The organism is Cellulomonas sp. (assembly GCF_017744555.1).
Lineage (GTDB): Bacteria > Actinomycetota > Actinomycetes > Actinomycetales > Cellulomonadaceae > Cellulomonas.
The window spans coordinates 212,200-223,435 of sequence record NZ_JAGIBD010000007.1; the positions used below are offsets into that span (position 1 = coordinate 212,200).

Annotated in this window: 9 protein-coding genes; 4 read left to right on the forward strand and 5 right to left on the reverse strand. The window is 74.6% G+C overall.

Annotated elements, in window-relative coordinates; translation table 11 throughout:
- From J7523_RS07190 to J7523_RS07200, 3 genes are all read left to right on the forward strand, one after another.
- A complete protein-coding gene (locus J7523_RS07190) occupies positions 1–882 on the forward strand; it encodes a carbohydrate ABC transporter permease (RefSeq protein WP_291884164.1) in 882 nt (293 codons plus the stop codon).
- The gene (locus tag J7523_RS07195; protein WP_291884166.1) at positions 879–2,807 is read left to right on the forward strand and encodes a beta-L-arabinofuranosidase domain-containing protein; all 1,929 of its coding nucleotides are present in this window, start codon (positions 879–881) and stop codon (positions 2,805–2,807) included. Before J7523_RS07190 ends, J7523_RS07195 begins: the two co-directional genes overlap by 4 nt.
- Before the next feature lie 92 nt (positions 2,808–2,899).
- Positions 2,900–5,050, forward strand: coding sequence for an alpha-galactosidase (locus J7523_RS07200; RefSeq protein WP_291884169.1), 2,151 nt, complete (start codon positions 2,900–2,902; stop codon positions 5,048–5,050).
- Positions 5,051–5,066: 16 nt separating this feature from the next.
- On the opposite strand, the gene J7523_RS07205 is transcribed toward J7523_RS07200, so the two are convergent.
- Together J7523_RS07205 and J7523_RS07210 are read right to left on the reverse strand one after the other, a co-directional pair.
- On the reverse strand, positions 5,067–6,230 hold the full coding sequence (locus tag J7523_RS07205) for an ROK family transcriptional regulator (RefSeq protein ID WP_291884172.1): 1,164 nt from the start codon (positions 6,228–6,230) through the stop codon (positions 5,067–5,069).
- Positions 6,231–6,265: 35 nt separating this feature from the next.
- Complete coding sequence (locus tag J7523_RS07210) at positions 6,266–7,459, reverse strand: MFS transporter (protein ID WP_291884175.1); 1,194 nt, start codon at positions 7,457–7,459, stop codon at positions 6,266–6,268.
- A gap of 71 nt (positions 7,460–7,530) precedes the next feature.
- Here J7523_RS07210 and J7523_RS07215 point away from each other — a divergent pair, with 71 nt between their 5' ends.
- On the forward strand, positions 7,531–8,493 hold the full coding sequence (locus J7523_RS07215; RefSeq protein ID WP_291884177.1) for a DJ-1/PfpI family protein: 963 nt from the start codon (positions 7,531–7,533) through the stop codon (positions 8,491–8,493).
- A gap of 18 nt (positions 8,494–8,511) precedes the next feature.
- Here J7523_RS07215 and J7523_RS07220 read toward each other — a convergent pair whose 3' ends face one another.
- The 3 genes from J7523_RS07220 to J7523_RS07230 form a co-directional block, all read right to left on the reverse strand.
- Complete coding sequence (locus J7523_RS07220) at positions 8,512–8,817, reverse strand: YciI family protein (RefSeq protein WP_291884179.1); 306 nt, start codon at positions 8,815–8,817, stop codon at positions 8,512–8,514.
- Positions 8,818–8,849: 32 nt separating this feature from the next.
- Positions 8,850–9,845 (reverse strand): DUF4349 domain-containing protein, encoded by a 996-nt coding sequence (locus J7523_RS07225; RefSeq protein ID WP_291884181.1) that lies wholly within the window; start codon positions 9,843–9,845, stop codon positions 8,850–8,852.
- A gap of 147 nt (positions 9,846–9,992) precedes the next feature.
- On the reverse strand, positions 9,993–10,853 hold the full coding sequence (locus J7523_RS07230) for an AlkA N-terminal domain-containing protein (RefSeq protein WP_291884183.1): 861 nt from the start codon (positions 10,851–10,853) through the stop codon (positions 9,993–9,995).
- Between the last annotated feature and the right edge of the window lie 383 nt (positions 10,854–11,236).

Consider the following 11,236-nt stretch of genomic DNA (forward strand, 5'->3'; position numbering starts at 1 on the left):
ATGACCTCCACGACCCTGCGGCCGACGGTGTCCCGCGCGCCGGTCAAGGCGCCGCCGACGACCCTCGCCGGCGTCGCGATCCGGACCCCGTTCTGGGTGTTCTCGGGCGCGCTCGCCGTGATCTTCCTGTTCCCGCTCGTGTGGACGTCGGTGAAGTCCGTCTCGCCCCACCCGGGCACGGGTCAGGTCGACGGCTGGGGCTTCGGCAACTACGTCACGCTCGCGCACTACCAGGCGGGCATCTGGCAGTACCTCGCCAACTCGGCGTTCGTCTCGGGGCTCTGCGTCGTCCTGACGCTGCTGATATCGACGCTGGGCGGGTACGCGTTCGCGCGGTTCCGGTTCCCGGGTCGCAACGCGCTGTTCATGCTCACGCTCGCGATCCTCATGGTCCCGTACGCGACGCTGCTGATCCCGCTGTACGTGCTGCTCAACACGATCGGGCTGGGCAACTCGCTGGTCGGCGTGGCGCTCGTGCTGACGATGTTCCAGCTGCCGTTCTCGACGTTCATGATGCGGATCTCGTTCGAGTCCGTGCCGCGTGAGCTCGACGAGGCGGCGCTCGTGGACGGCTGCTCGTCGTTCAGCGCCCTGTGGCGCGTGCTGCTGCCCGCCGTCCGGCCCGGCCTCATCACCGTCGGGCTGTTCGCCTTCCTGGCCGCCTGGAACGACTTCTTCGCGCCGCTGATCCTCATCAACGACACGAACAAGATGACGCTCCCGCTCGCGGTGTCCAACCTGCGCGTCCAGGTGCAGGGCGTCATCGACTACGGCGCCACCGAGGCCGGCGTGGTCGTGCTGGCGCTGCCCTGCATCGTGCTGTTCCTCCTGCTCCAACGACACTACGTGCGCGGCTTCATGTCGGGCGCGCTCAAGGGATGACCATGACGACGACAACCACACGTCCCGCCACGCCCGTGGCCCCGTCGCGCGGGGTGCTGACCCCGCTGGGCCTGGACGAGGTGCGCGTGACCGGCGGCTTCTGGGCGCACCGTCAGGAGGTCAACGCGGACGCCAGCCTGGCGCACATCGAGCACTGGATGGAGCGCGAGGGCTGGATCGGCAACTTCGACGCTGCCGCCGCGGGCACGCTCGGTCCCGGGCGGGGGGGTCGCGAGTTCTCCGACTCGGAGGTCTACAAGCTCCTCGAGGCGATGGCCTGGGAGATCGGGCGCACGGGCGACGCCGCCGTGGAGGCCCGGTTCACCGCGCTCGTCGCCCGGGTCGCCGCGGCGCAGGAGCCCGACGGGTACCTCAACACCAACTTCGGCCGGACGGGGCAGCCCGCGCGGTACACCGACCTCGAGTGGGGTCACGAGCTGTACTGCTACGGGCACCTGTTCCAGGCGGCCGTGGCACGGCTGCGCACGCGGCCCGACGCGACCGACGGGCTCGTCGAGGTGGCGCGACGCGCCGCGGACCACGTGTGTGCGACGTTCGGGCCGGACGGCATCCGGTCCGTGTGCGGGCACCCGGAGGTCGAGCCGGCGCTCGTCGAGCTGGGCCGTGCGACGGGGGAGCGCCGCTACGTCGACCAGGCCGCCCTGTTCGTCGAGCGGCGCGGCACCGGGACGCTCGCGGACATCGAGCTCGGCCGGTCGTACTACCAGGACGACGTCCCCGTCCGCGAGGCGACCGTGCTGCGCGGTCATGCCGTCCGCGCGAACTACCTGGCGGCCGGTGCGGTCGACGTCGCGGTCGAGACGGACGACGACGAGCTGCTCGCGGCGCTGACCGCGCAGTGGGAGAACACCGTCGCGCGCCGCACGTACCTGACCGGCGGTCAGGGCGCCCACCACACGGGCGAGGCGTTCGGCGACGACTTCGTGCTGCCGCCCGACCGTGCCTACTCGGAGACGTGCGCAGGCGTCGGCTCGATCATGTTCACCTGGCGGCTGCTGCTCGCGCAGGGTCTGCCGCGATACGGCGACCTGGTCGAGCGCACGCTCTACAACGTCGTCGCGACCTCGCCGTCGCACGAGGGCACCGCGTTCTACTACACGAACACGCTGCACATGCGCCGCCCCGGCACGGTCCCGGCAGACGACGTCGCGAGCCCCCGGGCGTCGTCGTCGCTGCGCGCCCCGTGGTTCGCGGTGTCGTGCTGCCCGCCCAACGTGGCGCGCACGCTCGCGAGCCTCGCGGCGCTCGTCGCGACGCGGGACGACGACGGCGTGCAGCTGCACCAGTACGTGCCCGCGCAGGTCCGGACCGCGCTCGCGGACGGCACGCGCGTGGAGCTCGACGTCGAGACCGGGTATCCGCACGACGGCCTCGTGCGCGTCCGCGTGCTGAGCGACTCGGACCGCGAGTGGACGCTCACGCTGCGGGTGCCCGGTTGGGCGGCGGGGGCGAGCCTCGTGGCGCCGGGGGAGTCACCGCGCGACGTCGCACCGGGCTCGGTGGCGGTGACGCGGCGGTTCGCCGTGGGCGACGTCGTCGAGCTGCGGCTGCCGCTCGTGCCGCGCGTCACGGTGCCCGACCCGCGCATCGACGCGGTGCGGGGCTGCGTCGCGGTCGAGCGCGGGCCCGAGGTGCTGGCGCTCGAGTCGGTCGACCTGGTCGCGGCGGGTGCGCCGGCGGACGCGGACGTGGCCGAGGCGCGGCTCGACGTCGACGCGGGGCTGCGCGAGGTCGACGGTCGCGTGGTCGCGCGCGTGCGGCTCGGCGTGCCGGAGGACCGGACGTGGCCCTACGGAAATGATCAGGACGTCGCCGACGAGGGGGCGGTCGACGTGCCGCTGGTCGCGTACCACGACTGGGCGAACCGGGGCCCGTCGACGATGCGGGTGTGGCTGCCCGTCTGACGGGACAGGATGGACGGTCGCGGCGGGCCGACCGTAGATTGTTTCGCGGCGAATCTAAGTCCCGGTGCCGCTGCGGAAGAAAGAGAGCACCCATGCCCGCCACCGTCCTCGACGAGGTCGTCCATCTCCGGGCCGACGGCGTCTCGCTGCTCGTGGACGTGCGCGGCGGGACGCTCCCGCGGGTCGTGCACTGGGGCCGCGATCTCGGTGACATCGCGCCGGACGTCCTGCCCGAGGTCGTCCGCGCGACCCTCCCGTCCACGATCGGGTTCCCGGTCGACGGCCAGGTGGAGGTGTCCGTCCTGCCCGAGCAGGCCGCCGGCTACCTCGGCACGCCTGGGCTCGTCGGGTCGCGCGACGGCGCCGACTTCAGCCCGGCGCTCGTCGTCCGCTCGTCGTCCCTCGAGGTCGACGCGGCCGGCGGTGGCGCGCTCGACGTCGTCGCGGCCGACGCGGGAGTGGTCGTGCAGCTCCGGATCGAGCTCACGCCGCAGGGACTCGTCCGCCTGCGCGCGAGCGTGACGAACGAGGGCGACGGCACGTACGCGCTCGACGCGCTGACCCCGATGCTGCCGGTGCCCGCGCGTGCCACCGAGCTGCTCGACCTCACCGGCCGGTGGGCGCGCGAGCGCACCCCGCAGCGCACCGCGTTCACGCACGGCACGCGGCTGCGCGAGAACCGCCGGGGCCGCACCGGCTACGACACGGCCTACGTGCTCGCCGCAGGCGTCGCCGGGTTCGGCAACCGCGACGGCGAGGTCTGGGGAGTGCACACCGCGTGGTCGGGCAACCACCGCTCGATCGCCGAGCGCAGCCACTACCAGGCCGGGCTGCTCGGCGGCGGTGAGCTGCTGCTGCCCGGCGAGGTCCGGCTCGCTCCCGGTGAGTCCTACACCGGGCCCTGGCTGTACGGCTCCTACGGCGACGGCCTCGACGACCTGTCCGGCCGGTTCCACCGCTGGATGCGCGCGCGCCCGCAGCACCCCCGCACGCCACGCCCGGTCACGCTCAACACGTGGGAGGCCGTGTACTTCGACCACGACCTCGCCCGGCTCGTCGAGCTCGCCGACGCCGCGGCCGCGATCGGCGCCGAACGGTACGTGCTCGACGACGGCTGGTTCGGGTCCCGGCGCGACGACTCCCGGGGCCTGGGTGACTGGTACGTGTCCGACGAGGTGTGGCCCGACGGCCTGCACCCGCTCGTCGACCACGTCACCGGCCTCGGCCTGCAGTTCGGCCTCTGGGTCGAGCCGGAGATGGTCAACCTCGACTCCGACCTCGCCCGCGCGCACCCCGACTGGATCCTGCGCACGCCCGGTCGGCTCCCGCGCGACGCCCGCCACCAGCAGGTGCTCGACCTCGCCGTCCCGGAGGCGTTCGACCACGTCCTCGAGCGGCTCGACGCGCTGCTGAAGGAGTACGCGATCGGGTACCTCAAGTGGGACCACAACCGCGACCTGCAGGACGCCGGCCACGGCGCCGCCGGTGCGCCCGGCGTGCACGCGCAGACGCTCGCGCTGTACCGGCTGCTCGACGAGCTGCGGCTGCGCCACCCCGACGTCGAGATCGAGTCGTGCTCGTCGGGCGGCGGCCGCGTGGACCTGGAGATCCTGCAGCGCACCGACCGGGTGTGGGCGAGCGACTGCATCGACGCGCACGAGCGCCAGCGCATCCAGCGGTGGACCAACCTGCTGATCCCGCTCGAGCTCATCGGCGCGCACGTCGGCTCCGGCACCGCGCACAGCACCGGGCGCCGCCACGTGCTGCCGTACCGGGCGGCCACCGCGCTGTTCGGCCACCTCGGCATCGAGTGGGACCTGCGTGAGGCCGACCCGGCGCAGCGCGCAGAGCTGGCGGCGTGGGTCGCCGTCTACAAGGAGCTGCGCGGGCTGCTGCACACCGGGACCGCGGTGCACGCCGACACGGTCGACCCCGCGCTCGTGGTGCACGGCGTCGTCGCGCAGGACCGGTCCGACGCGGTGTTCGCCGTCGTCGCGACCGACACGTCGCAGAACCTGCCCGCCGGACGGGTGCAGCTGCCCGGGCTCGACCCCGACGCGGTGTACCTCGTGCGGCCGCAGGCACCCGGCGACGTCGTCGAGGGGCTCGGGGGCGGCGCGGTGCCGCCGTGGTGGACGGCGGACGGGGTGCGGCTCACCGGCCGTGCGCTCGCCGAGGTGGGTCTCGCGGCGCCGACGCTGTTCCCCGAGCACCTGGTGCTCGTGCGGGCGACCCGGGCCTGACCCGGGGCAGGCCCGGTCAGTCGGTGCCCTCGACCACCGAACGGATGGCCAGGGCCGCCGCCGACCGGGCCCACTCGCCGAAGTCGAACGGCTGCACGTCGACCACGAGCCGTGCGGGGTCGGCCGCGTAGGTCGCGGCGAGCCCGTCGTGGAACCGGGCGGCCGCGACCTCGTGCGTCGGCAGGCCCTCGCCCGTGAGGATCACCTTCTGCGGGTCGACGACGTTCGCGACGGTCCCCACCACGACGCCGAGCGCGTAGCCGGCGCGGTCGAACGCCGCGACCGCGGCCGGGTCGCCGGCGCGCACCCGGGCGAGCGCCTCGTCGAACGTCGGACGCGCCCCCGCGGTGTCGACGAGCGCACCGAGGAGGGCGTCCGTCATGAGGTAGGCGGCGGCGCACCCGTGATGACCCAGGCCGCACAACGGCCCGGTGGGGTCGACGCGCACGTGCCCGAGCTGGCCGGGCAGTCCGTGCGCACCCCGCACGAGCCGCCCGTGCACCACGATCCCGCACCCGATGCCGGCACCGACCGTCACGACCGCGAGCGAGTCGAGTCCCGCGCCCGCGCCGAACCAGTGCTCCGCGGCGGTGAGCGCCTGCACGTCGTTCTCGACGACCGTCGGCAGGCCCGTCGCGTCGACGAGCAGCTGCTCGAGGGGCACGTCTGCCCACCGCAGGAACGCCGACTTGACGACCACTGCCGGACCGTCGGCCCTGGTCAGGGACCCGGCGAGCGTCACGCCGAGCGCCATGACGCGGGGGCGCCGGCCGCGCAGCCGCTCGACCGCGGCCACCGTCTGGGCGAGCACGGACGCGACGTCCGTCGAGGTCAGCGGCTCGTCGAGCGCGTCGACGACGGTCGCGGTCAGGTCCGTCACGACCGCGTACAGGTGATCGCCCGTGAGCTTGACCCCGAGGAAGTGCCCGGCCTCCGGGACCACGCGCAACAGCTCGGACGGGCGGCCCAGCGCGGTGCGCAGCTCGGTCTCGGCCTCGACGAGCACACCCGCGTCGACGAGCCCGCGCGTGAGCCGGGTCATCGTCGGCCGGGACAGACCGAGCCGCTCGGCGAGCTCCGACCTGGGCATCGCCCCGTGCACGAGCAGCTCGAGGAGTACGTCCCACGAGGCCGCGGGCTGCCGCGGCCAGGCGAACGGCTCGTCGCGCACCTCGGTCACGGGGCACACGGTAACCCCGTGACGGTGGGCGTCGTTCAGCGGTGGTGCGGGCGGAGCGCGGCGACGACCATGACCGAGGCGACGACGACCGCGACGCCGAGGACCGGCCACCCGGTCGCCGTCGCGAGCACGCCGGCGCCGATCGTCCCGAGCACCTGCGCGGTCGTCGTGACCAGCTCGGCCACCGGTTGGACCCGACCTCGCTCGCTCGGCCGGTACGACCCGGCGATCATGGCCGACCCCCCGCTGAACGCGAGGTTCCACCCGACTCCCACCGCGGTCATCGCGACGAGGAACGCCCACGTGTCCGGGCTGACCGCCGCGGCCGCGCCCGCCACCACGAGCACGAGCGCACCGAGCGCCGCGACGCGCCGCTCGCCGATGCGCCCGATCCACCGGGCCACCACGAACCCGGGCGCGAACATCCCGATCATGTGCAGCTGGACGGCGAGCGTCGCCTGCCCCTCGTCGCGCCCCATGTCCATACCGGCCAGCGGCCCGGCGGTCATCATCGACATCATCGCGACGGCCGCGAGGCACGTCGCGGCGACCCCGGCGAGCAGCGCGGGCTGCCGCCAGAGCTCGGTGCGCGACCGGGCGTCGGACGCGTCGACGGCCCGTGACGGCGCGGCGAGCGTGACGAGCTCGCGGGGCAGCCGCGCGTTCCACACCGTCGCGACCGCGCCGCACAGGGCGACGAGCAGGTAGGAGCCGACATAGGGCGTCGTCGTGACGTCTCCCGCCCAGGTCGCGAGGAACGGCCCGACGAGCGCCGCGACGAGCCCGCCCGCGAGCACGGTGCTCACCGCCTTCGCGCGGGCGTCGGGGTTCGACTCGGCGGCCGCGTACCGGTAGTAGCCGGCCCCGGCCTGCTGCACGCCGACGATCGCGGTGCCGACGCAGAACAGCCAGAACAGGTGCAGGTGCACGGCGGTCGCGGACACGAGCCCCGCGAGGACCACGGACGACGACGCGAGCGCGAACACCCGGCGGTACCCGTACCGGCCGATGCCGCGCGACAGCACGAACGTCGACGACGCCGCGACCACGGGGATGAGGCCGAACGGCACGGTCGCGAGCGCGCGCGTCGGCGCGAGGTGCGCGCCGACGATGCCGGTGAGCGTGAGGTCCACCGAGCTCGCGAGCACGTGCAGGCCCTGCGCGCCGATCAGCCGGCGCGCGATCCGGGTACCCGGCCGGACCGGGGTCGGGGTGTCGAGGAGCGTCATGCGGCCACGATCCCGTCGCAGGTGGCAGGCCCGCGAGTGGCAGGAGTGCCACCGTTCGATAGATTGCTGCCATGCCGCCGTCGCCCGACCACCACATCGCCGTCCTCGTGCTCGACGCCGTGCTCGCGATGGAAGTCGGCATGCCGTTCCAGATCTTCACCGGCCACGGCGACCTCGGGTACACGCTCACGCTCTGCTCCGAGCGCCCCGGCCCCGTGCCGACGACGGGCGGCTACCCGGTCGTCGCGCAGGCCGGGCTCGAGGCCCTCGACGACGCCGACACGGTGCTGGTCCCGGCGTTCCGACCGCACGACCGCGAGGTGAGCGACGACGTGCTCGACGCCGTCCGGCGTGCGCACGCCCGCGGCGCCCGGGTCGTGTCGATCTGCGCCGGCGCGTTCCTGCTGGCCCAGGCGGGGCTGCTCGACGGGCGGCGCGCGACGACGCACTGGCTGCACACCGCCGAGCTCGCCCGCCGGTTCCCCCGCGTCGACGTCGACCCGGACGTGCTCTTCGTCGACGAGGGCAGCATCGTCACCTCCGCGGGTGTGGCCGCCGGCATCGACCTGTGCCTGCACCTGCTGCGCACCGACCGCGGCGCGGCCGTCGCGAACAGGGTCGCGCGCGACATCGTCGCGCCCCCGCACCGCGACGGCGGTCAGGCGCAGTACATCGCCCGCCCGCTCGAGACGGGCCGGGACGCCGGGCGGCCGGGCTCGCTCGCGGCGACCCGCGCGTGGGCCCTCGACCGCCTCGAGGAGCCGCTCACCGTCACCGACCTCGCCCGGCACGCGTGCACGTCCGAGCGCACGTTCGCGCGCACGTTCGTCGCCGAGACCGGGACGACCCCGTTGCGCTGGCTCGTCAACGCGCGCGTCGACCGCGCGCGCGAGCTCCTCGAGACCCGCGACTGGGGGCTCGACCGCATCGCCGCGGCGACCGGGCTCGGCACCGCGACGAACCTGCGTCTGCACCTGCGCCGGACGGTCGGCGTGAGCCCCTCGGAGTACCGCCGGACGTTCGCTCGCTCCTGACCTGCGCCGGCTCGACCCTCAGTCGCGCGCCATCAGCACGCGCCACTCCCGCACGGTCACGGTGAGCAGCCCGTCCACGACGGCCTGGTCGTCCTGCGTCGCGAGCCGGACGGCGTCGTCGTAGGTCGCGACGTCGAGCACCGTCATCCCGCGCCCGTCCTCGTCCGGCAGCGGACCGGCCGCGACGAGCTCGCCCGCCTCGCGTCGTCGAGCGAGGAACGCGTAGTGGCCGGCGATGCCCGGTTGGTCGAACACCGACTCGCCGTCCGGGACCGCCGGACCGGGTGCGTGCTGCAGGACGTACCAGTGCGTGGTGGTGCTCATCCCAGCAGGATCCTCCGCGTCGGCGGCTGGTGTCAGGAGCGGGCCTCGTCGTCCGACGGCTCCACCGGGGCGGGGACGGGCACCGGCGCCGGCACCACCGGACCGCGCGCCGCGGACCGTGTGCGACGCCAGCGCGAGACCGCCACGGCACCCGCGGCGACCGCACCGCCGAACGCCAGCCACGGCAGCAGCACGCCGAGCACGATGACCGCGACGCGCACCATTCCGGCGAACGCCGCCCACCCGGTCGCGAGCCCCTCCAGGAACGACTGCGGACCGACGGGCTCGGGCGCCGGCTCGGGAGCCGGGACGACCTCGGGGCCGGTGAGGGTGATGGTCAGGGTCGAGAGCCGCACCTGGTCGGCGAGCAGCGCGCGCTGCGACTGGAGCTGCTCGAGGCTCGTCTGCCGCTCGGTGAGCGCGTTCTCCGCCTGGACGATCGCCTCGTTCGTCGTCGCCCGTGCCAGCAGGTCCTGCATGCGCGCAACGGAGAGCTGCAGCCCGTGGATCCGTGCGTCGAGGTCCTTGGCCGCGTTGGTGACGTCCTGCGAGTGCAGGTCGACCTGCTCGACCGTACCCAGCTTGCGCAGGGAGGCGAGCGTCGCGGTCACCTCGCTCGACGGGACCCGGATCTTCAGGCTCGCGGTGCCTCGGGTGTCGGCGGTCGCGTCGTGCTCGGTGCGGTCGTCGACGCGACCGCCGGCCGTCTCGGCGAGGTCGACGACGGCGTCGGCCGCGACCCGCACGTCCTCGACCGTCATCGACAGCTCGCCGACCTGGACGACCTGCTGCGGCGAGGCGGCCGCCGGGGCGGAGCCGTCGGCGGCGGTCTGGGCCTCGGGCTCGGCACCCCCCTCGTCGGCACCGACGTTCCCGCCGGAGCCCTGCGCGACGTCCGCGCTGTCCGAGGACGCGCCGCTGTCGCCCGCGCTGCACGCCCCGAGGGCGAGGATCACGGCCAGGAACGTGGCCGCGGAGAGGACCGCGCCGCGGCGCGGACGGGAGTGGGTGCTCGTCGTCGAGGTCATGGCCCGGACGCTAGGGGCGCGGCCGCCGCGGCGGGGCGGACGTCGCGCAATCGTGATGCCACGGGCCCGATGTGCCCCAACCGTGACCCCTCCGTCACCGGACAGCAGCCTCCTGACGTGCAGGGACGGGCAGCGCCGGGACAGCGATCACAGGGCGGACGCGCGCGAGGTCCACAGGTGGACCGCCGCGAAGGCCCGGAACGGTCGCCACGCCTCCGCCGCGCGCGCGACGTCCCCGGGCGAGGGCACGTCGAGGGCGCGGCGCAGCACGAGGTCGCCGACGGGGAGCGCGTCGCGGTCGCCGAGCACACGGAGCGCGAGGTAGTCAGCCGTCCACGGTCCGATGCCCGGCAGGGCGAGCAGCCGGGCGCGCACGTCGTGCACGTCGACGCCGGGAGCGAGCACCAGACCGTCGGCGCAGGCCGACGCGAGGGCGTGGAGTGTCCGGGCGCGGGCGTGGGTGATGCGGACGACGGCCTGCAGCTCGGGCGGGTCGACGGCGGCGAGCCGGTCGGGCGTCGGCGGGAGGAGCAGCCCACCGGGGCCGGGTGTCCCGTACGCGGCAGCGAGCCTGCCGCCGAACGTCCGCATCGCCGCGAGCGACACCTGCTGCCCGAGCACGGTCGTCACGGCGGCCTCGAACCCGTCGAGGTGCCCGAGGATCCGCAGCGCGGGCCGACGGCGGACGAGCGGCCCGACGGCGGGGTCGGTGGCGAGCGCGCGCCGGACCGCGTCGAGGTCGTCGTCGAGCCCGAACCAGTGCGACGCGATCCGCGTGAGCTCGGCAGCCGGGGCGCCGCGCAGCTCGACGAGATCGGTGGTCAGGCGGGCCTCCACGACGGCCGGCTTTCCCTGGACGACCACCAGCCGGCGCACGGTGTCGCCCTCGACGACCTCGACCCCCGGGACCGCGTGGACCCGCAGCGAGTGGAGCAGGGGAGCCGGGTCGAGCGGCTGCTCGCATCTCCGCCATGTGACCGTGGTCACATGCATGTCGGGTTCGGTCACGACATCGCAGGCTAGACGACCCCTCTGACAAAGGCCGTGCAACTGGACACCCGTATGGGGTGCGCCTCGGCAAAGGGAGTGTTAGACATGGTGCAGCCGATCGTCAAGGGACTCCCGACACGACCGGCTCGTAGCGGTTCCAGACCGCGTGCCGAGGGTCCGGCGAGAGCCGGGCCGCCCGCAAGGGTGCAGGGAGTGCGCCACGCCTCGTGCCGGCGAGACGCCTCTCGTGGTGCCCCGTCCTCCCGGGGACGGGGCACCCCTGAATACGCCCGTGGTCGGACGCGGCGGTGGGGTTGCGCGGCCCCGGCGCCCGGCGTCCGACGCGGGCGGCTTGCCCGCCCACTCGGCCGGGCGTGCCCGCTCGGCTGCGGCTGCACACG